This window comes from Pseudomonas putida NBRC 14164 (assembly GCF_000412675.1).
Lineage (GTDB): Bacteria > Pseudomonadota > Gammaproteobacteria > Pseudomonadales > Pseudomonadaceae > Aquipseudomonas > Aquipseudomonas putida.
This window is the reverse complement of record NC_021505.1, coordinates 2,231,750-2,254,160: the sequence shown is the minus strand read 5'-3', so window position 1 is coordinate 2,254,160 and position 22,411 is coordinate 2,231,750. Positions and strand designations below refer to the sequence as shown.

The 22,411-nt window shown below is 61.7% G+C and carries 22 protein-coding genes and 1 pseudogene; 10 read left to right on the top strand and 13 right to left on the bottom strand.

Features of this window, described 5'->3' with window-relative positions:
- Positions 1 to 12: 12 nt before the first annotated feature.
- The 3 genes from PP4_RS10050 to PP4_RS10040 all read right to left on the bottom strand — a co-directional run bounded on the left by PP4_RS10050 (position 13) and on the right by PP4_RS10040 (position 3,188).
- Positions 13 to 402 (bottom strand): hypothetical protein, encoded by a 390-nt coding sequence (locus PP4_RS10050; protein ID WP_041167676.1) that lies wholly within the window; start codon positions 400 to 402, stop codon positions 13 to 15.
- Positions 395 to 1,795, bottom strand: a complete 1,401-nt coding sequence (locus PP4_RS10045) for a PAAR domain-containing protein (RefSeq protein WP_016499070.1) — start codon at positions 1,793 to 1,795, stop codon at positions 395 to 397. The genes PP4_RS10050 and PP4_RS10045 overlap by 8 nt, the downstream gene beginning before the upstream one ends.
- Before the next feature lie 163 nt (positions 1,796 to 1,958).
- Positions 1,959 to 3,188, bottom strand: a complete 1,230-nt coding sequence (locus PP4_RS10040; RefSeq protein ID WP_016499069.1) for an acyl-CoA dehydrogenase — start codon at positions 3,186 to 3,188, stop codon at positions 1,959 to 1,961.
- A 139-nt stretch (positions 3,189 to 3,327) separates the two neighbouring features.
- Between PP4_RS10040 and PP4_RS10035 the strand changes: the two genes are divergently transcribed.
- Together PP4_RS10035 and PP4_RS10030 are read left to right on the top strand one after the other, a co-directional pair.
- Entirely contained in the window at positions 3,328 to 4,254 is a 927-nt protein-coding gene (locus PP4_RS10035) for a LysR family transcriptional regulator (protein ID WP_016499068.1), read from the top strand.
- A gap of 192 nt (positions 4,255 to 4,446) precedes the next feature.
- A complete protein-coding gene (locus PP4_RS10030) occupies positions 4,447 to 5,601 on the top strand; it encodes a cysteine desulfurase family protein (RefSeq protein WP_016499067.1) in 1,155 nt (384 codons plus the stop codon).
- 7 nt (positions 5,602 to 5,608) lie between these two features.
- On the opposite strand, the gene PP4_RS10025 is transcribed toward PP4_RS10030, so the two are convergent.
- The 6 genes from PP4_RS10025 to PP4_RS10000 form a co-directional block, all read right to left on the bottom strand.
- A complete protein-coding gene (locus PP4_RS10025; RefSeq protein ID WP_016487683.1) occupies positions 5,609 to 6,046 on the bottom strand; it encodes an RES family NAD+ phosphorylase in 438 nt (145 codons plus the stop codon).
- Complete coding sequence (locus tag PP4_RS10020; RefSeq protein WP_016487684.1) at positions 6,043 to 6,492, bottom strand: antitoxin Xre/MbcA/ParS toxin-binding domain-containing protein; 450 nt, start codon at positions 6,490 to 6,492, stop codon at positions 6,043 to 6,045. The genes PP4_RS10025 and PP4_RS10020 overlap by 4 nt, the downstream gene beginning before the upstream one ends.
- Positions 6,493 to 6,598: 106 nt before the next feature.
- Complete coding sequence (locus PP4_RS10015; protein ID WP_016499066.1) at positions 6,599 to 7,375, bottom strand: SDR family oxidoreductase; 777 nt, start codon at positions 7,373 to 7,375, stop codon at positions 6,599 to 6,601.
- A gap of 170 nt (positions 7,376 to 7,545) precedes the next feature.
- The gene (locus tag PP4_RS10010) at positions 7,546 to 8,466 is read right to left on the bottom strand and encodes a LysR family transcriptional regulator (protein WP_016499065.1); all 921 of its coding nucleotides are present in this window, start codon (positions 8,464 to 8,466) and stop codon (positions 7,546 to 7,548) included.
- A gap of 292 nt (positions 8,467 to 8,758) precedes the next feature.
- Complete coding sequence (locus tag PP4_RS10005) at positions 8,759 to 9,481, bottom strand: hypothetical protein (protein ID WP_016499064.1); 723 nt, start codon at positions 9,479 to 9,481, stop codon at positions 8,759 to 8,761.
- A gap of 79 nt (positions 9,482 to 9,560) precedes the next feature.
- A complete protein-coding gene (locus PP4_RS10000; protein ID WP_041167675.1) occupies positions 9,561 to 9,860 on the bottom strand; it encodes a DUF3077 domain-containing protein in 300 nt (99 codons plus the stop codon).
- Positions 9,861 to 10,058: 198 nt separating this feature from the next.
- On the opposite strand from PP4_RS10000, the gene PP4_RS09995 reads away from it, so the two are divergent.
- The gene (locus PP4_RS09995; RefSeq protein ID WP_016499062.1) at positions 10,059 to 10,682 is read left to right on the top strand and encodes a glutathione S-transferase family protein; all 624 of its coding nucleotides are present in this window, start codon (positions 10,059 to 10,061) and stop codon (positions 10,680 to 10,682) included.
- A 152-nt stretch (positions 10,683 to 10,834) separates the two neighbouring features.
- On the opposite strand, the gene PP4_RS09990 is transcribed toward PP4_RS09995, so the two are convergent.
- A complete protein-coding gene (locus tag PP4_RS09990) occupies positions 10,835 to 12,010 on the bottom strand; it encodes an MFS transporter (RefSeq protein WP_016499061.1) in 1,176 nt (391 codons plus the stop codon).
- A 94-nt stretch (positions 12,011 to 12,104) separates the two neighbouring features.
- Between PP4_RS09990 and PP4_RS09985 the strand changes: the two genes are divergently transcribed.
- From PP4_RS09985 to PP4_RS09975, 3 genes are all read left to right on the top strand, one after another.
- Complete coding sequence (locus tag PP4_RS09985) at positions 12,105 to 13,016, top strand: LysR family transcriptional regulator (protein ID WP_016499060.1); 912 nt, start codon at positions 12,105 to 12,107, stop codon at positions 13,014 to 13,016.
- A 214-nt stretch (positions 13,017 to 13,230) separates the two neighbouring features.
- The gene (locus tag PP4_RS09980) at positions 13,231 to 13,722 is read left to right on the top strand and encodes a DUF1543 domain-containing protein (RefSeq protein ID WP_016499059.1); all 492 of its coding nucleotides are present in this window, start codon (positions 13,231 to 13,233) and stop codon (positions 13,720 to 13,722) included.
- 61 nt (positions 13,723 to 13,783) lie between these two features.
- A complete protein-coding gene (locus PP4_RS09975; RefSeq protein WP_016499058.1) occupies positions 13,784 to 14,761 on the top strand; it encodes a D-2-hydroxyacid dehydrogenase family protein in 978 nt (325 codons plus the stop codon).
- Between the two features lie 71 nt (positions 14,762 to 14,832).
- Here PP4_RS09975 and PP4_RS09970 read toward each other — a convergent pair whose 3' ends face one another.
- From PP4_RS09970 to PP4_RS09960, 3 genes are all read right to left on the bottom strand, one after another.
- Positions 14,833 to 15,786, bottom strand: a complete 954-nt coding sequence (locus PP4_RS09970; protein ID WP_016499057.1) for an IS110 family transposase — start codon at positions 15,784 to 15,786, stop codon at positions 14,833 to 14,835.
- Positions 15,787 to 16,107: 321 nt separating this feature from the next.
- Positions 16,108 to 16,494, bottom strand: a complete 387-nt coding sequence (locus PP4_RS29710) for a hypothetical protein (protein WP_115283627.1) — start codon at positions 16,492 to 16,494, stop codon at positions 16,108 to 16,110.
- A gap of 497 nt (positions 16,495 to 16,991) precedes the next feature.
- The gene (locus PP4_RS09960) at positions 16,992 to 17,870 is read right to left on the bottom strand and encodes a WYL domain-containing protein (RefSeq protein WP_016499055.1); all 879 of its coding nucleotides are present in this window, start codon (positions 17,868 to 17,870) and stop codon (positions 16,992 to 16,994) included.
- Between the two features lie 357 nt (positions 17,871 to 18,227).
- On the opposite strand from PP4_RS09960, the gene PP4_RS09955 reads away from it, so the two are divergent.
- From PP4_RS09955 to PP4_RS09940, 4 genes and pseudogenes are all read left to right on the top strand, one after another.
- Complete coding sequence (locus tag PP4_RS09955) at positions 18,228 to 18,473, top strand: hypothetical protein (RefSeq protein ID WP_016499054.1); 246 nt, start codon at positions 18,228 to 18,230, stop codon at positions 18,471 to 18,473.
- A 59-nt stretch (positions 18,474 to 18,532) separates the two neighbouring features.
- Positions 18,533 to 19,531 carry a 5'-nucleotidase gene (locus PP4_RS09950; RefSeq protein ID WP_016499053.1) on the top strand — a complete coding sequence of 333 codons (999 nt, stop codon included), beginning with the start codon at positions 18,533 to 18,535 and terminating at the stop codon, positions 19,529 to 19,531.
- Positions 19,512 to 19,790, top strand: a pseudogene (locus tag PP4_RS09945) (MarR family winged helix-turn-helix transcriptional regulator); the annotation flags it as partial. The gene PP4_RS09950 and the pseudogene PP4_RS09945, both read left to right, overlap by 20 nt.
- 440 nt (positions 19,791 to 20,230) lie before the next feature.
- The gene (locus tag PP4_RS09940; RefSeq protein WP_016499051.1) at positions 20,231 to 22,390 is read left to right on the top strand and encodes a TonB-dependent receptor; all 2,160 of its coding nucleotides are present in this window, start codon (positions 20,231 to 20,233) and stop codon (positions 22,388 to 22,390) included.
- Positions 22,391 to 22,411: the final 21 nt, after the last annotated feature.

Below are 22,411 nucleotides of genomic sequence, written 5' to 3'. Positions count from 1 at the left end.
TCTGGGCGGAGATCATTTCTTTATAATGAAATACCCCACCACCCCCCAGACTGATGAGATCAGGATCAGCCAAAGAGCTGCTCCTAATTTTCGCCTCAACTTGGGCGGAAACCTTTCAAGTTCCGCCTCCTCCAACCATCCCAAGCGCAAATGAAGCCAAGGAAATGTAACCAACGCGCTGACCGTGCTCATCAGTAGACATCGAGACCTCAGATTCCCTCCGCCCCACACGGGCTTCATCTGTTCGAGGTAGGGATTGCTGGTAATCGCTGAAAGAGCAATATCAAAATCCGTTGACAGCGCGATCTGTACATTCATAGCAATACCGACAAGGCCGATAATGAAGGGCGCGACTAAGAAAGCTATGCGCAAGTATGGAGACCAGCTATCAAAGTCAATCATCCATCACCTCATAAATCATTTCACCGACCTTCTCCCCAGCTGCGCCAATACCCATAGAGCCTGCCGCAGAGCCGGCGCCAATCGGGACAATCCCGCATACGGGAACACCAAGGCCGCCGGTACCCACCGCGAAAACACCGCATAGCGCGGCAGCGGCAGCACCTGCGATGTAACCTCCCACCATCCCTCCTCCTAAGCCACCAGCGAAACTACCCGTTTCAGTAAATCGGACTTTCCGGCAGTCATCAGTTTCACCTGCAACACAGACCTCTTGCACTTTCAGAGAAGATGACGTAGCCCCCAGCCCAATTGCAGCATACCCACCATATTCAAGATACTTGCTCAGCCGCACCACCTTATCCAGATGCGTTGCATACCCCGGGATTTGCCCCGGCCCGCCCGCTTTCGAGCAGTGATGGACTAGACTCTTGGTCGAAATATTCAAGCTCTTCCTCAAGCGCTCATAGCTCCCAAGGTTCAACTGCTTGTTCAAAAATGCCGTTTTCAACTGCCCATCCAGCTGCTGCAGAAGCCGCCGCCGTTCCGCGAAAAAGCCCGGGCTGTTCAGATGGCCGTGGCGCATGAACTCCCGCTGGTGCAACTGCTCGATACTGGTCAATGTATGACTGACCTGTTTCAAACCTTGATCGAGCATGTCCTTGCCGACGCCCATGGACAGGCTGGCGTTGCTGAGCAAGCCGGCGATTTCGGCCTGGTGCTGCATCATGAAATCCGCTTCGGCGTAGTCGAGCACCTCCAGAGCACGCCGCGCATGCTGCGCAGCCGCCATCAGTTCTCCCTCTTCGCGCGTACAGGCATTGGCGTTGTCAGGATCACCGATAACGAAGATCTCCCCAGCCTTGAAGCCTTGCTCAAACGTCGGGTTGAGCCTTTGCAACCGGGAGATCGGCAAAGTGGCATCATGCTCGGCCAATTGCAGCAGCACCTGGGGGAACGACATGCGTCGAGGAACTACATAGAAACCAGGCTCCAGCGAATCGGGCAGTGCACCTAGGACGGCTCGGGGGAGGCGCTCGGGGTAGGCGGTGGCTGACGGCGGGTTTAAGTGGGTGTTGGTAGGCCCCGCAATGGAATACATGGAAGGCGGTGCTTCATATAACGGTGCGACCACCCGGTTGCTGCCCGGCGAACAGCCACAGACAACCAGCGCACCATCCATGGCCACCCGCTGGCCATCGGAAATAAAGTGATCCACACCTTCAGCGACAGTTCCCACCTGCCCACAAAGAGGGCATGGCGTGGTGTGGTCGCCCTCACGGAGCACCATTCGGCCTTCGTCCAGGTAGCCCGCCCCGGTCGCAATACAGACAGCACCCGTTGTAGTGACATCACCATCTACCGCCTGACCCTTTCCCTCCAAATTGACGCGCATCCCTAAACTCCCTGTACCTGGTTACGGTTGAAAACCTATCACCAGCAAGGGAAATTCAGGGGGCCTCAGCCGAAATTCAGATACTTCCTACACATTGCGGGAGTTTGTGCGATCACTGTGGGAGCGGGTTCACCCGCGAAGAGGCCGGCTCAGGCTGACGACTTCATCGCCCGCTACGCAACAGCTCCACCGGCACATACTTGCCAATTTCATATTTGCCAATCGCCGCCCGGTGCACTTCATCCGGGCCGTCGGCCAGGCGCAGGGTGCGCTGCATGGCGTACATGTAGGCCAGCGGAAAATCGCCGCTCACCCCTGCCCCGCCATGCATCTGGATCGCCCGGTCGATCACCTTCAACGCCACGTTTGGCGCCACCACCTTGATCTGCGCGATTTCGCTGCGGGCCACCTTGTTGCCGACGGTGTCCATCATGTACGCCGCCTTCAACGTCAACAGCCGCGCCATGTCGATTTCCATGCGTGAGTCGGCGATCTTGTCGACGTTGCCACCCAGCCGTGCCAGTGGCCGACCAAAAGCAGTACGCTCCACCGACCGCTTGCACATCAGCTCCAGCGCACGCTCGGCCATGCCGATCGAGCGCATGCAGTGGTGGATACGGCCCGGGCCAAGGCGCCCTTGAGCAATCTCGAAGCCGCGCCCCTCGCCGAGCAGCACACTTTCATAAGGCACCCGTACGTTCTCGAAAAGCACCTCGGCGTGGCCATGAGGGGCATCGTCATAGCCGAACACCGGCAACGGGCGGACGATCTTCACGCCCGGCGCATCGGTGGGCACCAGCACCATCGAATGCTGCTGGTGGCGTGGGCCTTCAGGGTCGGACAGGCCCATGAAGATCATGACCTTGCAACGCGGGTCGCAGGCGCCGGAGGTCCACCATTTGCGGCCATTGATGACCCATTCGTCGCCGTCACGCACGGCAGTGGCGGCCATATTGGTCGCGTCCGAGGAGGCAACGTCCGGCTCGGTCATGGCAAACGCCGAGCGGATCTCACCGCGCAACAACGGCTCCAGCCACTGGCGTTTCTGCGCTTCGCTGCCATAACGCACCAGCACTTCCATGTTGCCGGTGTCCGGCGCCGAGCAGTTGAACGGCTCCGGCCCGAGCAACGAGCGGCCCATGATTTCCGCCAGCGGGGCGTATTCCAGGTTGCTCAGGCCGGCGCCGTATTCCGATTCGGGCAAGAACAGGTTCCACAGCCCTTCGGCGCGGGCCTTGGCCTTGAGTTCTTCCATGATTGCCGTGGGCTGCCAGCGGTCGCCCTCGGCAACCTGGCGCTCGAACACGGCTTCGGCGGGGTACACGTAGGCGTCCATGAACGCAGTAACGCGCTCGCGCAGTGCCTGGACCTTGGGCGAATAGGCGAAATCCATCGGGGCTACCTTCACGGTTCGGAGTACATGGGCAGAGCCTAGAGCAGCGGGGCCCCATCCACCTAGTCTATTTTCCGCGTGTATAAACATTCATAACCGATATATGATCGGCCAATAATTCCAACAAAGAGCGGCGCCCATGAACCTCAGCAAGGTCGACCTCAACCTGTTCATCGTGTTCGATGCGATCTACACCGAAGCCAACCTGACCCGCGCCGGGCAGATTGTCGGCATTACCCAGCCTGCAGTGTCCAACGCCCTTTCGCGGCTGCGCGAAACCTTCAATGACCCGCTGTTCGTGCGCACCGCACAAGGCATGGTGCCCACGCCGATGGCGCAGAACATCATCGGCCCGGTGCGCAACGCCCTGGCACTGTTGCGTACGTCGGTCCAGGAAAGCCGCATCTTCAACCCGCAACAGGCCAACAAAACCTTCCGCATCAGCATGACCGACCTGACCGAGGCGGTCATCCTGCCGCCGCTGTTCCAGCGCCTGCGTCGCCTGGCGCCGGCGGTGCTGATCGAAAGCTTCCTGTGCAAGCGCCGCGAGACCACCAAGGAACTCGCTGCCGGCCGCCTGGACTTCGCCATCGACGCACCCCTGAACACCGACCCGCAGGTGCGCCACGTCAAGCTGATGCAAGACCGCTATGTGTGCGCCCTGCGCCAGGGCCACCCACTCGCTGACAGCAAACTGACCCTCGACAGCTACCTGGGCATGACCCATATCCATATTTCCAGCCGCCGCAACGGCCTGGGTTACGTCGACCTGGCGCTGGGCAAGATGGGGGTTCAGCGCAAGGTCGCCCTGCGTTCGCAGCACTACCTGATGGCGTCGCAGGTGTTGCAGCAGACCGACATGGCGATGACCGTTCCCGAGCGTTTCGCCCGTCGCCATCAGTTGCGTTACCAGCCACTGCCAGTGGAGGTGCCCGCACTGGAAACGCACCTGTACTGGCATGAAAGCACTGATCAGGACCCGGCCAACCGCTGGATGCGCGAGCAGATCACCGAATTGTGCGAACGCGTGGTAGACGAGGAAGAGAAGGCCCTGCAGCCCGCCTGAAGCTGCCTGCGAGAGGCGGCCCATAGCCTCGCCCTCCTGAAGAAAAATATTCTATCAACGGTTCGAAAGAGAGAAATTTTTCTCACGCCCATTGAGAAAATAGCGGCGGGAAGCGAAAAATATCTCAGCCATGGCGGATACGCTTACCCCATCAATCGCCGATTTCACGGCGACAGACATGGACCCGCCCCAATGCCCAGCGCCCCACTCTATTTCGATTATGCCGCCACCACCCCCGTCGACGATCGGGTCATCGAAACCATGCTTGCCTGCCTTGGTAGCGAGGCCAACTTCGGCAACCCGGCGTCCAGTGGCCACGCCTACGGCCAGGCTGCCCGACAGGCCGTGGAGCAAGCCCGCCAGCAGGTGGCCGAGCGCGTCGGCGCGCAAGCCGACAACCTGGTCTGGACGTCGGGCGCTACCGAATCCAACAACCTGGCACTCAAAGGCATTGCCCAAGGCTTCGACCAGCCTGGGCACCTGATCACTAGCCAACTGGAGCACAAAGCCGTGCTCGACACAGTGGCCGAACTGGAGCGCCAAGGCTGGGCCGTGACCCGCCTGACGCCGGATGCCGCCGGCCTGATCCAGCCTGCAAGCGTGCAGGCAGCGTTGCGCGCCGATACCCGCCTGGTATCGTTGATGGCGGTCAACAACGAGCTGGGCACGGTTACCGATTTTGCCGCCATCGGCCAACAGGTGCGTGCCCACGGTGCCCTGCTGCACGTGGATGCCGCACAGGCCGTAGGCAAGCTCGCCATCGACCTGAACGCGATGGCCGTGGACCTGATGTCGCTCTCGGCGCACAAGGTTTACGGGCCAAAAGGGATCGGCGCGCTGTATGTCGGGCCACGCGCCCGTACGCTGATGCGTGCGCAGATGCACGGCGGCGGCCATGAGCAGGGCCTGCGTTCCGGCACTCTGGCAACCCATCAGATCGCCGGCATGGGCAGCGCCTTTGCCCTGGCCGGCCAACCAGGTGACAGCGAGCACCAGCGCCTTGAGCAACTGGCCACACGCTTGCGCGATGGCCTGCTGGTTTTACCCGGCGTGACCCTTAACGGCAGCGCCAGCCAACGCATCCCCCATACCCTGAACCTGTGCATCGACAGCAAGGGTTTCAACAGCGCGGCACTGGCAAGCGAGCTGGCCTTGTCGACCACCTCGGCCTGTAACTCGGCGAGCAACGCCGCCTCGTATGTACTGCTGGCACTGGGGCTGGACGAACGTCAGGCACGCAACAGCGTGCGCTTGAGCATCGGCCGATTCACCACCGAGGCGCAAGTAGACCAGGCGCTCGCCGTGTTTGACCGAGTGCTGACGAGGGCGTCGGCTGCACTGTGGTGAACACGCGCTAGAACAAGCGGCTGTCCGGGGTAAAATCCTCGACCTGGATTTTCGCGCGCTGCGCCTGCGCGTGCCGTGGGTTGAACAGGTAGTTGATGGTGCTGGGCATGATCGCGCTGGGCACCGGCAGCAACAATGCCGAGCAGTCATCCAGAAAGCGATTGCCCAGCGCCCGGGTCAACTCAGGCTGAGCGGACCAGCCGGGCTGCAAGGCGGGCAGCTGCGCTTGTGAAACCGTGTCGGGCAATTCGATACGGATCAGGCGCATGGTGGTAGGAAAATCCTCGGGGTCGATCTCCAGGTGCACCAGCACCTCGAGCATGGCCCCGGAAGGGCTGGTGGCGGCATACACTACCGGCCGGCCCGCCTGGTGCCAGCGGCCGCTTACACGCAACCCCCCAGTGCCACTCAAATCTGCATAGGCGCTGATACGCCACAAAATCACAGGCCAAAGCCCTCGGCAATCTGCAGCAGCATCTCTTCCACCTGAGTGGTGCCTTGCTGGGTGGTGAGCATCTGCATGGGCGTCAGCCCCGAGAAGCGTTCCTTGGGCTTGGACAGCCAGCGCTTGGCCTTGTCCGCTTCACCGAACACGGCTTCGGCCATGGCGGTGATGTGGGCCGAGCGGAACAGCCGATCACTCTCTTCCACGGTCAGCGGCTGGTCACGCTCGATACGGGTTTTGAGGGTGCGCAGGGGAATGATCTGGTCCCGCTCCACCGGGGTGAACACACCACGCTCGGTCAACTTCACCAGCCAGGTGGCGGCAAACCCATGGGTGATGCGGGTGTGGATTTCGAAGTCACTGGCAAGTTCGGGTATCTCCAGCAGCGCCTGCAGGCGCGCCCGGTACTCGTGGTAACCGTTGTCGCGAAGCACTTCGGCAAGCATGGCATACTCCTGTTTCGGCGTTTGCCGACAAGTATGCGGTATTCGCCGGATCATTGCCAGTTTGCCTGCGGCCCTTCGTTGTGGGGGCAATGCGCCCCCGCACCTTTTAGAAGGTACCCGGATACGCCCCGCCATCGATCAGCAGGTTCTGCCCGGTGATATAACCGGCATGCGCACTGCACAGGAACGCACAGTACGCACCAAACTCCCCGGCATCGCCAAAGCGCGCCGCCGGGATGGCCTTGCGCCTGGCCTGGGCGGTGGCTTGCACATCGCCACCCGCCGCCTGCAAAGTCTTTTGCAAACGCGCCGTGTCGAACGCCCCAGGCAGCAGGTTGTTCAGTGTCACATTGCTGCCCGCCAGGCGCTGCTGCCGGGCCAGGCCAGCAATGAAACCGGTCAGGCCACTGCGTGCGCCGTTGGACAAACCGAGGATGTCGATCGGCGCCTTCACCGCGCCAGAGGTGATATTCACTACCCGGCCGAAACCGCGCTCGGCCATGCCGTCGACCACCGCCTTGATCAGCTCGATGGGGGTGAGCATGTTGGCGTCCAGCGCCTTCAGCCAGTCGTCACGCCCCCAGTCGCGGAAGTCCCCCGGTGGCGGGCCACCGGCGTTGTTGACCAGGATGTCGACCTGCGGGCAGGCCGCCAACAGCGCCTGGCGCACCTGGGCATCGGCCACATCGCCGGCCACGGTAAGCACCTCGATGCCCGGGCAGGCCGCACGCAACTCGGTGGCGGTCTGCTCCAGGGTGGCTTGGGTGCGGGCATTGATGACCAGGTTCACGCCTTCTTTGCCAAGCGCCTCGGCGCAGCCTTTGCCCAGGCCTTGGCTGGCCGCGCAGACGATGGCCCAGCGGCCGGTAATGCCTAGATCCATTGGGTTGCTCCTTGATGCAATAGGGTTACAGGGGTACTGGCAGGCCGTTCCGGGGGTAATCTAGAGCACAGGCAGGGCCGCCGATAATGAAAAGAGCTGATCCACCAATAACCATCGCTTATCCCCACCAGCCCGCCAGCAATGGGCTGGAGGGCGAGCGCCGTCAAACTTCAATTGGCCGTCAATTCCTCTACCAGCAACCGCGCAGCTGGCGATAGCGGCGCCGCCACACGGTGCACGATGCCGAACGGCTCGCTCAACGCCCGTAGCTGCACCGCCAGCGACACCAGCAACCCGCGCTGCTCGGCAAACGCCGCCACGGCACAGGGAATGACCGCCACCAGCGTCGGGTCATCCTCCAGCAGCATGAACGTCGCGAAGGTGGAGAAGGTTTCCAGCGGGTAGCGGGGCACCTCCACCCCTGCCTCGCTCAACTCGCGCTCCAGCGCCTGGCGCATGGGCATGTTCGCCGGGTAGACCACCCAGCGGTAATGGCTCAAGTCGCTGATCGCCAGTGCCGCTGCCCCGGCAAGCGGATGCTGCGGGTGCGCGACCACCACCAACGGCTCCTGGGCCAGTTCGACAAAGGTATAGTCCGCCGCGTTGCGGCCCAGCCCCGGCCGGCAGATGGCCAGGTCCAGGCGCCCCTCGTCCAGCTGGCCGAGCAGGTTGGCGCTGGTATTCTCGGCAATTTCCACCGCCAGCTGCGGCTGCTTGCGGCGCAAGCGCCCCAAGGCGCTGACCAGTGTCGGCATGGCCCCCATGATGCTGCCCACCGCCAGCCGCCCACCCTGGCCCTGGACGATGCCTAGCACCTCTTCGCGCAAGTGCCCCAGGTCGCTGTGGATCAGCCGCGCATAGCGCACCACGCAACGGCCCACGTCATTGGCTACCAGGCCGCTGGGCAGGCGCTGGAACAATGGTACCCCCAGCACCTCCTCCACCTCGCGCAACGCCTTGGTGGCCCCGGGCTGGGAAATGGCCATGGCTTCGGCCGCCTTGTGCAGCGAACCACAGCGATCCAGCTCGATCAGCAGGCGCAACTGACGCAGGCGCAGGCGAGAAAAAATGGAATCCAGGGAAGGGATCATCAGGCAGGCTCGAGATGGCTCTTGTAATGCCGAGCACTATAGAGGGTCGTCAACGGGGGTGTGTTGAGTTTCAAGCAAATGATCCTTGATCGCAGAACACGCATGTCACACCGTTATGCTGCGCTGTCGCCCGTGGAACAAGGCTTTGGCAAGCGCAGCTTTATCCTGTGGGAGCGGGCGCGCCCGCGAAGAGTGCGACGCGCTGCATGGCACCGGCTGCGCCGGTGTTCGCGGGCTTGCCCGCTCCCACAGGTGCCCCGCCCAATCAGATATTTATGTTCGAGTGAGGCGTTTACCGCGGTTTACGCCGCGCCAGGCAGGCATAACCCAGGCCCAGCACGCTGACCGCCAGTACGCCCAGCAACACCATCAACTCGCGGCTGTAGCGGGCCACCATGGCCGGAAAACCGATGACCTCGTGGTACACCTGCACATTGGCCACTCCGTCGGCGTGGCTGATGCTGACCCCGCCCTGGCGGATCTGCAGATAGTCTGCATCGAAATAGACCCAGACCTTGCACGTGCCACCCGGCTCGATGGCCGGGATGTCCACCTGCGCGGTAGCGGCCTCCAGCAGGGTGTCGTTGCCGGCAGCATCACGCACCTGCACCAGGCCCTTGGCTGGCAGACGGATCTTTACCTCCCGTACCGGCGCGTCACCACTGTTGCGCAGTTCGATAAGCAAGCCGGTACGGTGATCGACCAGCCCGGCCTCGAAGGGCTTGGCGAACAACTGCGCATAGGGTGCCTGGGCCATTTCAATCAGGCGCTCGACCTGATCGTGGCTCAGACCGCCCTGGCCGATACTGTTGATACGCCCCTGCAACTGCTCATACTTGAGTTGCTCGCTGGCTTTGCTTATGCGCTCGCTGAACTGGGTGGGATAGGTGAGGTAGGCATAGGTGAGTGACGCCTCCAGGCGCGGGCTGCTCCTGAGCAACACGTAGGCGGTCAAAAGCACCATCAGGCCTAAAAGCACGGCTACGAGGAGTTTCCCCACCTTGTCCCAGCTCAATGCAAACTTCCTTCTGTGGTGATACAGACGATTCAAACCGCCCAAGGGTGCCAAGTTAAGGGCCCCCAGGCAAGCTTGACTAGGGTTCGCGCTCACCTTCACGCGCCTGACGCACCTGCAGCAGCTGGCCATCGATCAGTGCTTTGGCCATGCCGGCCAGATAGAACGTGGCCTGCATCATCACCTTGCGGTCGGCTGGCCTGTCGATGGCCTTGCGGGTAATTTCAGTGATGCAGCCCATGATGCCCGAGGCCTCCGTCAGTGCGGCCCTCATTGGCAGCTGCGGTTTCATCTGCACCAGTTCGGCATCGGCGTTGCCAAACCGGCTCGCTGCACGCACGACATTGAGCTTGCGGCTTTTCGGGGTGTCGTTGTCCATGTCCATTCCTCGGGGTTACGAGCATACCCAGCCTAGGACGCCACCTCCCCCATCACAATGACCAGCAGGATGGAAAGAACCACTTTCGGAAATGGACTACACGAACCCCATGAAATGGGCGCTCTGCCACCGATCAGCCCCTTGACCGGCACCTGCCAGTGTCGGACGATCAACCTCCCCCACACCAGGACGAACACCATGCTACGGATACTGGGCAGAGCTTCTTCCATCAATGTGCGAAAAGTCCTGTGGGCCTGCGCCGAGTTCGAGGTCGCATTCGAGCGCGAAGACTGGGGCTCTGGCTTCCAGGCCACTGACAGCGCGGAGTTCCTGGCATTGAACCCCAACGCCATGATCCCGGTGATCCAGGATGGCGACTTCACCTTGTGGGAGTCCAACAGCATCATCCGCTACCTGGCCAACCGCTACGGTGCCACCGCGTTCTACCCCGACGATGCCCAGGCGCGGGCCAGGATCGACCAGTGGATCGACTGGCAGGCCTCGGACCTGAACCGCTCGTGGAGCTACGCATTCATGTCACTGGTCAGGCACTCCCCCTCCCACCAGGACCCGCAAGCACTGGCCGCCGGTTGCGCCGAATGGTCGCGCTACATGCATATCCTCGACCGCCAACTGGCCAGCACCGGTGCCTACGTAGCCGGCAGCCAGTTCACCCTGGCCGATATCCCTATCGGCCTCTCGGTCAACCGCTGGTTCGAAACGCCGTTCGAGCACCCGCACCTGCCAGCGGTTCGCGATTATTACGAACGCCTGAGCGAACGCCCGGCCTATCACCTGCATGGCCGTAACGGTACGCCCTAACGTACAACCCCGGTTTTCACTGCATTTCAGCCCTATCGCGACACAAGGCCGCTCCCACAAAGACCGCGCAGCACCTGAAGCGTGCGCTGTACCTGTAGGAGCGGCCTTGTGCCGCGAAAAGGGCGCACAGCGCCCCCGGCGATCTCGGCTTGTTACACCACAACCTGCCCCGCCGCTGCCACCACCCGCCCACGCCAGGCAAACAGCAACACCATCACCAACCCCAGCGCCGCCATCGCCGCGCCCGCCAGGGAAATCGCCGGGTAGCCCAAACCTGCGTTGATCACTGCGCCACCCAGCGCCGCGCCAATCGCATTGCCCAGGTTGAATGCACCAATGTTCACCGCCGATGCCAGGTTGGGCGCATCCTTGGCTGCCTCCATCACCCGCATCTGCAGTGGCGGCACCAGTGCAAAGCTGGCCGCGCCCCACACCAGGATCGCCAAGGCCGTCGGCAGCGGCCAGTCCAGCACCAGCGGGAACACCAGCAGCACGCCAATCAACAACGCCAACGACACGATCAGCGTGCGGTCGATCGAGCGGTCTGCCGCCTTGCCGCCCCACACGTTGCCCAAGGTCAGGCCCACACCGAACAACACCAGCATGGCTGTCACGAAGGTGGTGGACGCCGCCGCCTCGCTCTGCAGGATCGGCGCAATGTAGGTGAACACCGTGAACATCGCACTGGAACCCACCACCGTCAGCAGCAACGCCGCCAGTACGGGGCCGCGGCCCAGCACCCGGATTTCGGCCATGGCCCCGTCACCTTTGGGCGACGGCACATTGGGCAGCGCGTACCAGAGCGTGGTCATCGCCACCAGGCCAAGCCCGGCAATACCCCAGAATGCCGTGCGCCAACCCAGCATTTCACCAAACCAGGTCGCCAGCGGCACGCCGCCGATGGTGGCCAGGGTCAAGCCCATGAACATTGCCGCCACCGCCCCGGCGCGCTTCTCGGGCGGTACCACGCTGGCCGCGACAATCGAGCCGATGCCAAAGAAGGCACCGTGGTTGAGCGAGGTGACCACACGGGCCACCAGCAGGCTGGTGTAATCGCTGGCCAGGGCCGACATCAGGTTACCCAGTGTGAAAATGGCCATCAGCCCGATCAGCAAATAACGCCGCGGGATCTTCACCGTGGCCAGAGTCATCAGCGGTGCGCCGATGAGCACGCCAATGGCATAGGCACTGACCAGCAGCCCGGCAGCGGGGATGGAGACGCCAAGGTCAGTGGCGATACTGGGCAACATGCCCATGGGGGCGAACTCGGTGACACCGATGCCAAAGGCACCGATGGCAAGTGCGACGAGAGGCGGATTGATACGCATGGCAAGCTCCTTATCTATGCCGCAAATGCTACGATCCATTTCAAAAGCGCACTAGACTGCTTTTTTGCCAACCACCTTTGCGCACGAGGCACAAATGGACTTCAGTGGAAGATCCGGCGAGATGGAGATATTTGCCAGGGTGGCGCAAGAAGGCAGCCTGTCGGCCGCCGCGCGGGCACTGAACCTGACGCCTTCTGCGGTCAGCCGCATCATCGCCCGCACCGAACAGCGCCTGGGCACCCGCCTGCTGCTGCGCACCACCCGCGCGATCACCCTCACCCCCGAGGGTGAGGCGTACCTGCGCGGTGCACGGCGGGTGCTGGCCGACATGCTCGAAGTGGAAGAAGCCATCACCGACCAGGGCGTGCCGCGCGGGCGCTTGCGGGTAAGCGCTGCGCTGGGCCATGCCCGGCTGACCGTGGTACCGCTGCTGGCGGCCTTCAGCGCACGTTACCCGCAAGTGCTGGTTGACCTTACCCTCAGTGACGAAGTGGCCGACATTCTCGGCGGCCAGGCCGACGTGGCATTGCGTTTCGGGCACCTGCCGGACAGTTCATTGAGCGCCCGCGCCATTGGTGAAACCGGCCAGGTGGTGGTTGCCTCGCCCGAGTACCTGCAACGCTGCGGCACCCCGCTTGAGCCTGAAGACCTGGCCCGGCATAACTGCCTGCGCTTCAACTTCCGCCGTGCCGCGCCCGACTGGCCGTTTCGCCGCGACGGGCAGGTATTCTCGTTGAAGGTGACGGGCAATATCGAATGCAGCAGCGGCGAAGCCTTGGCGCAACTGGCCAGGATCGGTGCCGGCGTGGCACGCATCGGTACCTTCACGGTGGTCGACGACCTGGCCAGCGGGCGGCTGGTGCCATTGCTGGAGGCGTACAACCCTGAGGACCGCGAGCCGATCCATGCGGTGTTCGTCGGTGGCCAGGCGATGCCGGCGCGGGTGCGGGTGTTTGTGGATTTTCTGGTAGAGCACCTGTCTGGCGGCCTGCGCAATCCCTTGTAATCGGTGGACTCGTCCCCGGCGAGGCGTCACAGTGCCACGGTGGCATTCGAGTAAGCCAACGGCAGCGCGGGCGAGAAGGGCGAAGCCCCTGCCATCCACCGCGCGGCCTGCTTCGCGGGCATGCCCGCTCCAACAATGCTCAGGCATCGCTTCATCGAACTGGCTGTGGCTGGGTACAATGCACTTTCACTCAATGCCACGCAAAGGACCGCCCATGCTTTACGTCGTCATGCTCGGAGGCCGCCACCCCGGCGCCAAGATCGAAGTCCACGACGTGGTATTCGCCCAGGCCGACACCTTCGAACAGGCTTACCCGCAGCTGCGCCAGGCCTGGTTCGGTAGCGCGAAAGGCTTGCACATCGATTCGTGGCTGGAAGTGCACGGCGTGGACGGCCAACGGATCGAACTGCGCCCGGACGCCCCCGCCCGCAGCGCACTGCACCTGTACTTCATCAACCTCGGCGGTTACGAGCGCGATGTGTTCGGCGAGGCGCACCGCTACCTGCTGGTTGCCGCCCACAACAAGACCGAAGCCAAGGCCCTGGGCAAGCAGCGCATGCAGGCACACTGGCTGAAGCCGCACACCGACGCCTTGCTCGATGTCGACGACTGCCTGGCAATCGACCAGGTGGGCGGGCAGTTCGTGCACCTGGTCGAAGGGGCGCATGAGCCGGTGGTGATGCGCAGCGACTACATCCTGATCTGACGTTGATGCGCGCAGTTGGGTTATCTTCGACGCTTCACTGTACCGCCAGGGCCAGACCACCATGCGCATTGTCATTCCCGACGACTACCAGGATGTGATCCGCACGCTCGATTGCTTCGGCAAGCTGAGCGGGCACGCTGTCAGCGTGCTTCATGAGCGCCAGCCGGCCACGCTGGAGCAACTTGCAGCACGCTTTGCCGATGCCGACGCACTGGTACTCACCCGGGAACGTACCCGCATCGACGCCGCCCTGCTCGACCGCCTGCCCAACCTCAAGCTGATCAGCCAGACCGGCAAGGTGTCCAGCCACCTGGACCTGGCTGCCTGCACCGCACGCGGCATTGCGGTGACCGAGGGGCGCGGCTCGCCGGTGGCGCCTGCAGAACTTGCCTGGGCGCTGATCCTCAATGCCCGCCGGCAACTGGTGCCGGCCATCGATGCTTTCCGCCAAGGCCAATGGCAGGTCAATCTGGGCCAGGCGCTGGCCGGCCAGCTGCTGGGTATTTGGGGCTACGGCAAGATCGGCCAGCGTCTGGCGCGTTATGCCCAGGCGTTCGACATGCCTGTGCTGGTGTGGGGCAGCGACAGCAGCCGCGCCGCAGCCCAAGCCGATGCCCATCGCGCTGCTGCCTCGCGTGAGGCATTCTTTGCCGAAGCGGATATTGTCAGCCTGAACCTGCGCCTGTCCGACCAGACACGCCACGGGGTGACCTTCGACGACCTGTCCAAGATGAAGCCTGACGCCTTGCTGGTGAACGTCAGCCGCGCAGAACTGATTGCCCCGGGGGCATTGCTACAGGCACTGGATGCTGGGCGGCCGGGTTTCGCGGCGGTGGATGTGTACGAGGAGGAGCCGCTGCTCGACCTGGCCCATCCGCTGCTGCGCCACCCACGCGTACTCAGTACGCCGCACCTGGGGTACGTGGAGAAGAACGGCTACGAGCTGTACTTTGGCGATGCCTTCGACAATGTGCTGGCGTTTTTCGAAGGAAAGCCAAAGAACGTTGCCAACCCTGAGGCCCTGGCAGCTCGACGCTGAGCCCTGCGGGAGCCACTGTCGTGTTAAAAATGTCAGAGTCTGCGCGATCACTGTGGGAGATTCTATGGTTTTCAGCAAGGTGCTTTCCCACCCTTGGTGACATATTCGTCCTGATTCTTCATCAGGGCGAATGCCACTCGTGCAAGCTTCCTGGCCAGGATTACCAACGCCTGGGTTGTTGCTTTACCCGCATTGCGATGTTGTTCGTAGATCCCTTTCCAAGTGGCCGTCCGGCTGGCTGACATCGCCGCGTTATGCAGCAGGCGACGGATTTCTGAGCAGCCTCGCTTGGTAAGGCGACGACGTCCATTCTTCTGCCCAGAATCAATCACTCGTAGATCCATTCCCAGGAATGCAATGTACGAATCACTGCTCTTGAACTCGCCCCGCATAAAAGCCATTACCAAGGCAGTCGCAGTGAGAAACCCAATACCCTCTACCGCTTGGCAGCGAGCAACTTGCTCGTGCAGCCCTGCTTCGCGCAGCACTTCTTTAATTTTCTTTTGGATCAACAAATCCAGCCGGTCTATCGATTTTACAAAGGTTGTGAAGGCGGCTTTCAAAAGGGCTTCATTAGCCCAGCTCTGGGTCATCGCCGTGCGGGCAGTCACCAAGGCCGCTCGGCGTCGCAGAAGGCTCTGAAGCTTGCCGTAGACGGCGGGAGGGGGAGTCCAAGGGCGGAGGTCTTCCCCCTCGTTTCTCAAAAAACGGGACAACAACCGAGCATCAGTGGGGTCCGTTTTTACCCGCACACCCACGCTTTTGCGGTAGTTGCTCAGTTGGAATCCATCAATGACATAGACCTCGAAACCCAGGCTATGGGCCAGCTCAACCAAGTCCAGGTGGTAAACATTGGTCGCCTCAACAGCAATTGCCGTGTTGAGAGGCTGTTGCTTCAGCCATTTCTTGATTTCTGGTTTGGTATTTTTCACCTTGATGATCTCATCGCGATCATCGTGATGAATCACTAATTCTGCTTTCGCGACATCCGCACCCACGATCAATTTGCCAACCTGCATTGCCACGGGAGCCTCCTCACGTTATGGTTTTTTGGCTTGAAGGGGTTTCACCAAGAGGCGCTGGCTTGCTTCTATCGTCGTTTGCAAACGATGCATTCTTTATCGGCGCTTTGGTGGAAGGGGTGGGGCGATGTCTCCCACGGTCTGTACTGCTGTGAACAGTCAGAATCGGGCATTTAGTCCCACCACCCCTTCAAGTCTAACCATACAAGCGGGCGTGCCCGCGAACACCGGCGAAGCCGGTGCCATCCACTGTGCAGGATTCTTCGCGGGTGAACCCGCTTCTACAACGACCGCGCAGGCCTCAGGTTTGCCGTTAAGTTGCGTTCAACCGAACAGGTTCAGCCCCAGCGCAAACACAGCCACCGCCAACGCCACCAGCGGCACTGCATTGCGCTCCAGATACACCGCCCAGCCCGTCCCGCACACCTGCTGCAATTGCAGCTCGCATTCACGCTGGCGCTCCACCAGGCTGGCCAAATGCGTCTCGACGCTATCAACGCGCTGAGCCTGGGTGCTGGTCGCCAGCGCAAGCCTCTTCAAAGCCGTCGTCACCGTGGTAGACAGCGCTTCCCGTGCCAGGTTGCTGGCGGCCAGCTGCTCCTGGTACTGCTCAAGGCTCTTGCGGATTGCCCCTTCCTTTTGCACGCGGGCCAAGGTACTTGCCACCAGCTTGCGGTTCTGCACCTCGGCACTGGCCTGCAGCGCGGCCATTTCGATTTCATGCTGGCCTTGCACACTTGCCAGGCGCTCCACCGCTTGCCTGCACAAGGCATGACCATCGGCCAGCGCCAGCAGTTCGTCGAGCTGTTGCCTGAGTTCGCGCAACACCCTCAGTGGCCCCTGCAGGTCGCCATCCGGGGTCGCGACGCCTGCGTTCAAACGTTCTATTTCGCCCGCCAACGCATCGTTGAGGCCACGCAGTACCTTGTTATCGGAAGTAGCGTCCAGACTGCCAAGGGCGGTCTCGATCACCCTGTCCACAATCGGCTTCGCGACCGGGGTCAGAGTGCCGTGTTCGTATAGCTGGTTCATCAATTCCTATCCGGATACAGCGGTAAGGGGCGGAAAGCTATCAAATTGGCATCACTGGATCCACTGATGAACGAGAGATTTGAGTGGTTGATCTGTAACGGGGAGGTCTGCACTGCGTGGCCGCGTGCAGTACAGGCACCTGCCCTGCGGCCCCGTTACCTGCCGTTGCCCAAGCTTCAATCAAGGTTCAGCCAAGGCTTCAGTTCGGCCCGGTTCGCCAGCACCAGCTGCTGCGCTTCGGGCCTTGCATCATGCATGTTGGGGTTCACCCCGAAGCGCTTCACCACATACTTGACCAATGCCTGGGAGCTGCCCACCACCAACTGCCCGTCGGTCATGCCGTAGTCCACCTCGATGATGGCCCGCTGCGCGGGTGTCAGGCGTTCGTCCGGCTTGAAGATCACATCGACCGGTGTGTTCCATTCCACGTCCTGGTCGATACCATTCTCGGTCTCCTCCTCGTGCACATCTGGCACACCACGGAAACGGCTGAGTACAAAGTCGCGGTACATGCGGTTCTTTTCGCAATAGGCCCGCACGTGCCAGCGCATGCCGGTGTACACCAGCGTGTGCGGGGCGATGATGCGTCCCTCGAGTTCGGGGGTGTTGAACGACACGTAGTCGATGTCCAGGCGACGCTTTTCGCGGCAGGCCTTGAGCAACGGCCGCAGGACCTCGGGTTTGACCGAGCGGTCGGGCACCTTCAGCACTTCGGTGTGGGCATAGGCCAAGGCCAGGCCTTCGATATGTGGGGCGCGTTCGTTGTTCTGGTTGAGCAGGTCGAGGTAGGCGCTGGCGCTGTCGTCGATGAACAGCGGCTTGAACTGTCGGGTCGGGACATAGCCTTTGATCTGCTTGTCGTAGACCAGGTTTTTCGACGCGTAGTCATTGATGTAGGTGTTGATGTCCTTCGACGCCTGCTGGCGGCTGATGCCGAAGCTCTGGATCAGGTGATTGGTGGTCAGCCGACCTTCCCACCAGACCACCGTCTCGATCAACCGGTAGCGCAAGGCCAGGTCCCAGCGGGTTTGCTCCATGCGTTGCGTGCGTTTCATGTCGGCTCCTGTAGGGTGGCAACAAGCACCTCGATAGATGACGTGTCGCCTGATCATACATATCCATCCGTTTGCACATCAAGCCTGACAGATATGTAAAGTAAACAGGCATATGCTGACAAAATCGTTCATCGCCGCTGTGATACAGCGCGATTGCAGCCAAGGGCTTGTCTAGCGCGGCGTCGCCGGCAGCCATGATGCCAAATCGCCTTCAGCACTCATCCTAAACTGCCCGCAAGCAGCCCGCCGGATATGCACCATTGCTTTACCTGTACAAGTCTCCATTATCGACATGTAGTCTTTATGGACATATCGTTTCGCTTACCGGCAAACTGCCACTACCCAAGGAAGCGTCACATGGAAGCTATCGAAATCTCTCTGCTGGGCGTCTGCGGTATCACCCTGCTGCTGGTGTGTCTGCAGCACGCTCGCCAAGGCGAGATGTGGGACCTGCTGCAAGGCGACCGCGAGCTGGAGCGCTCCGCTCGCATCCATAAACAGGAAAACCGCGAGCTGCAGTCCGCGCTGCGTGCAGAGCGCGAGCATGTGAGCCAGTTGCAGCGCCAGGTTCAGGTGCTGCTCGGACTGGTGCCGGAGGCCTGAGGGCTTTCGTCACCGCGCAGGCGTACACTTGCCATCAGCACAGGCTCAGGAGTTGCTCAATGCCCTACCCCATCGAACAGAAACTGGTCATTGGCGTTGCCTCGAGTGCGCTGTTCGACCTTACCGTCTCGGACGACATCTACAAGACCCAGGGTGTCGAGGCGTACCGCCATCACCAGCAGCAGAACCTGGACGAGCCATTCCCCAAAGGCGTGGCGTTCCCGTTCATTCGCCGCTTCCTGAGTATCAACCAGGCCTTCCCCGAGCAACTGCCGGTAGAGGTGGTGCTGCTCTCGCGCAACTCCCCGGAAACCGGCCTGCGGGTATTTCGTTCGATCAACCATTATCAGCTGGACATCACCCGCGCGGCGTTCATGTCGGGCCGCTCGCCCTATGAGTACATCCCGGCATTCAACGCCTCGCTGTTCCTCAGTGCCAATGAGGAAGATGTGCAGAAAGCCATCGACGCCAACTACCCGGCCGGGCGGGTACTGCCGACGCGCATCTACGATGACGAGATCGACACCGAATTGCGCGTAGCCTTCGACTTCGATGGCGTGATTGCCGACGACGAGGCGGAGAGCGTGTACAAGCGCAACGACAACCTGGATGACTTTCAGGAGCACGAGCGCGTACACAAGGGCATTCCGCATTCGCCAGGGCCGCTGGCGGACCTGTACCGCAAGCTTTCGCTGATACGCATGCTGGAGGACCGCAAGCTGGCCGAGAACCCGGACTACAAGCGGATCTTGCGGATTGCCATTGTCACGGCGCGCAATGCGCCTTCACATGAGCGGGTGGTGACGACGTTGAAGGACTGGGGCGTATCGCCGGACGAGTGCTTCTTTCTCGGCGGCATGGAGAAGCCCAGGGTGTTGTCGATTCTGAAGCCCCATGTGTTCTTCGACGACCAGCGCAGCCACTTGCAGTCGCCGGCGGGGGATTTGCCGATGGTGCATGTGCCGTTCGGGGTGGCGAACAGGGGGCGTTCAATGACGCTCTCCCCGCACGACACGCCTGTGCGGGAGCAGGACGACACCGGCGTTGCTGCAGGCTGACCTGGCGCGCTCGCTGGCGATCGAGCCACCGCAGGTGGTGCCCCTGCTGAACAAGCTGGAAGAACGGGCCTTGGCCGTGCGCGTGCGGTGCAAGCCGGACAAGCGGTCTTACGGGATCTTCTTGAGCAAGGCGGGAGAAGCGCTGCTCAAGGAACTGAAGCAGATCGCCAAGGACAGCGACCGCGAGGCGACCTCGGCGCTGGATGATGAGGAGCGGGATCAGTTGTTGCGGTTGTTGACCAAGATTTACCAGGAGTGACGCTCAGGCGCAGGGGTGCAAACAGGAGACAGCTAGCCCCCTGCGTTGGCCAAAGACGTTTGCTTTTCATCCTTGAGGCTTACGAACCTTGGCCCGCAGCGATTCGAAGTAACCCTCGTCGGCACGGGCGCCAGCCGCCGTTGCGCCACCCGCAAGCAACAGGTTCATGGCCACTCGGCGCCTGAAAACCACCTCTATCTCAACCATAAAATGCATTTATTGAATTTTAGGCATTTTTATTAATTCATTTTAATAATATTAGCTTAGACGCAAAAAGTATTTCAAAACGTTTTTTCATAGAGATATGTTCTCACCAGACCGACCCCTGACTGGCGGAGGCAAAGGAACCTAATACCTCCTTGCGCCTCGGTCATCACACCCGGCTGCGGTATTCAGGTATCCGAAATCCCACTCGATGCTGGTTATCTGGAAGCTGCAGCATGAAGCCTTTGCCCTACCCTGTACGCCCTCACCTGTCCGCCGCCGTTGCATTTGCCCTCTTCACGCCCACGACCTTCGCCGAGCCTGCCCAAACGCCGGGCGACAAGCTGCCAACCGTCACCGTCACAGCGGAGCACCGTGAAGAGAACCTGCAGAAAACCCCGCTGGCGATCAGCGCTTTCGACGAGCGCACCCTGCAGGATGCGCAGATCAACAACATCCGCGACCTGTCCGGTCGGGTGCCCAACCTCACCCTGAACCGCCAGTCCATTTCCTACAGCGCACAAACCTACGGCATACGCGGTATTGGCGAGACCGACCCGATTCAGGAAGCGGCCGTTGCGGTATACGCCGATGACCTGTACATCCCGCGGGCGATTTCTTCGATGCTGGACTTCAACGACGTGGAGCGCGTTGAAGTGCTGCGCGGCCCACAAGGCACCCTGTACGGGCGCAACAGTGCAGCCGGCGCGATACGGGTAATCACCCGCGACCCGACCCAGCAGGCCCGCGCCTTCGTCGAGCTGGGTGCCGGCAACTTCAACGCACAGAACGGCCGCCTGCTGGTCAGCGGGCCATTGGTGGACAACACCCTGTTCGGCAGCTTCTCGGCCATACGCCTGACCCGCGACGGCACCGTGTACAACCGCACCCGTGACAAGGACGTCAACAACATCGACATCCAGTCCTACCGCGGCAAGCTGCGCCTGGCCCCGCAGGATTCGCCCTGGGACGTGCAACTGACCCTGGCCGGCACCTTCGACCGCGGCGATACCACCAGCTATACCCCCTTCAACCCGGCCAACGGCCATTTCGACAAGTTCAAGACCTACAGCAGCCTCGACCCGAAGAACAAGCTGGACCAGGGCAGTGCGGTGCTGCGCGCGATCTACAGCATCGATGACCATCTGAACTTCAAGTCGGTCACGGCCTGGTCCGAGTTCGACCAGCCGGTGGACTACGACAACTCCGGCCAGGCCAACAGCGGCACCGCGTCGCCGATCCAGAACAACCTGATCACCTACAAGCAGCGCTACGCCACCCAGGAGTTCCAGCTCAACGGCGAATACGACAGGTTCAGCTACACCCTCGGTGTGTACCTGTACAAGGAGCGCTTTCGCGCCGAGCGCGACAGCCTGACCTTTTCGGTGGCGCAAAACCGGGTCAATGCCAGCGGCCAATACAGCACCACCGATACCGAAAGCTACGCGTTGTACGGCCAGAGCAATTACAAGCTCACCCCTCGCCTGTCGCTGACCACCGGCCTGCGCTTCACCCACGAGCACAAGAATTTCGATTACAGCAACTACGCCATCACCACCGACCGGGTAATCACCGGCACCAACTTCGCTGCCGAAACCAGTGATTCCTGGGCATCCCTCAGCCCCAAGATCGGCCTGGAGTATGCCTGGAGCGATAACCTGGTGCAGTACGGCTATGTGGCCCGGGGCTTCAAGGCCGGCGGCTTCGACAACCGCGCGCCAACCCGCGCCGCTGCCGAGCAGGGCTTTGATCCGGAAAACGTCACCACCTATGAGGTGGGCTTCAAGGGCGACTTTGCCGATGGCCGCCTGCGCAGCAACATCGCCTTCTTCTATAACGACTACGACGACCTGCAGACCAATGCCTGGGACCCGGCCATCAGCGCCAACCTGCGTACCAACGTCGGCAGTGCCCACACCTACGGCGTGGAGCTGGAAAACACCGTGCTACTGGCACGCGACCTGCGCCTGACTGCCAATCTGGGCTACCTGAAAAGCCAGTACGACGACTTCCAGAATGCCAGTGGCCCAGGCGTGAGTGCCGACGGCAAGGAAATGATCTTTGCACCGGAATGGAACGCCAGCCTTGGCCTGAACTGGACGGTGCCCGTCAACCTGCCGGGTGAGCTGGTGGCCAACACCGACTACCAGTACCAGACCCGCTCCTACGCCAACCCGCTGAACGCCGATATCTACGAAGTACCTGCCCAGGGCTTCTGGAATGCCAGCACCAGTTATGCCAGCGCCGACGGCCACTGGACCACCACCTTGTCGGTCAAGAACCTGCTCGACCGCGCCTACCCGCAAAGCATTGCCTACTCGGCCGCCAGCCGCACCGCCTATTACTCGGTCAACGACCCACGCACCGTGCTGCTGAGTGTGCGCTACGAGCTGTAGCGCCGCGCTGAACGGACTCAC

Coding starts and splice junctions, on each gene's coding strand:
- PP4_RS10050 (WP_041167676.1), bottom strand. CDS start 402: ATGATTGACTTTGATAGCTGGTCTCCATACTTGCGCATAGCTTTCTTA.
- PP4_RS10045 (WP_016499070.1), bottom strand. CDS start 1,795: ATGCGCGTCAATTTGGAGGGAAAGGGTCAGGCGGTAGATGGTGATGTC.
- PP4_RS10040 (WP_016499069.1), bottom strand. CDS start 3,188: ATGGATTTCGCCTATTCGCCCAAGGTCCAGGCACTGCGCGAGCGCGTT.
- PP4_RS10035 (WP_016499068.1), top strand. CDS start 3,328: ATGAACCTCAGCAAGGTCGACCTCAACCTGTTCATCGTGTTCGATGCG.
- PP4_RS10030 (WP_016499067.1), top strand. CDS start 4,447: ATGCCCAGCGCCCCACTCTATTTCGATTATGCCGCCACCACCCCCGTC.
- PP4_RS10020 (WP_016487684.1), bottom strand. CDS start 6,492: ATGCTTGCCGAAGTGCTTCGCGACAACGGTTACCACGAGTACCGGGCG.
- PP4_RS10015 (WP_016499066.1), bottom strand. CDS start 7,375: ATGGATCTAGGCATTACCGGCCGCTGGGCCATCGTCTGCGCGGCCAGC.
- PP4_RS10010 (WP_016499065.1), bottom strand. CDS start 8,466: ATGATCCCTTCCCTGGATTCCATTTTTTCTCGCCTGCGCCTGCGTCAG.
- PP4_RS10000 (WP_041167675.1), bottom strand. CDS start 9,860: ATGGACAACGACACCCCGAAAAGCCGCAAGCTCAATGTCGTGCGTGCA.
- PP4_RS09995 (WP_016499062.1), top strand. CDS start 10,059: ATGCTACGGATACTGGGCAGAGCTTCTTCCATCAATGTGCGAAAAGTC.
- PP4_RS09990 (WP_016499061.1), bottom strand. CDS start 12,010: ATGCGTATCAATCCGCCTCTCGTCGCACTTGCCATCGGTGCCTTTGGC.
- PP4_RS09985 (WP_016499060.1), top strand. CDS start 12,105: ATGGACTTCAGTGGAAGATCCGGCGAGATGGAGATATTTGCCAGGGTG.
- PP4_RS09980 (WP_016499059.1), top strand. CDS start 13,231: ATGCTTTACGTCGTCATGCTCGGAGGCCGCCACCCCGGCGCCAAGATC.
- PP4_RS09975 (WP_016499058.1), top strand. CDS start 13,784: ATGCGCATTGTCATTCCCGACGACTACCAGGATGTGATCCGCACGCTC.
- PP4_RS29710 (WP_115283627.1), bottom strand. CDS start 16,494: ATGGCCGCGCTGCAGGCCAGTGCCGAGGTGCAGAACCGCAAGCTGGTG.
- PP4_RS09960 (WP_016499055.1), bottom strand. CDS start 17,870: ATGAAACGCACGCAACGCATGGAGCAAACCCGCTGGGACCTGGCCTTG.
- PP4_RS09955 (WP_016499054.1), top strand. CDS start 18,228: ATGGAAGCTATCGAAATCTCTCTGCTGGGCGTCTGCGGTATCACCCTG.
- PP4_RS09950 (WP_016499053.1), top strand. CDS start 18,533: ATGCCCTACCCCATCGAACAGAAACTGGTCATTGGCGTTGCCTCGAGT.
- PP4_RS09940 (WP_016499051.1), top strand. CDS start 20,231: ATGAAGCCTTTGCCCTACCCTGTACGCCCTCACCTGTCCGCCGCCGTT.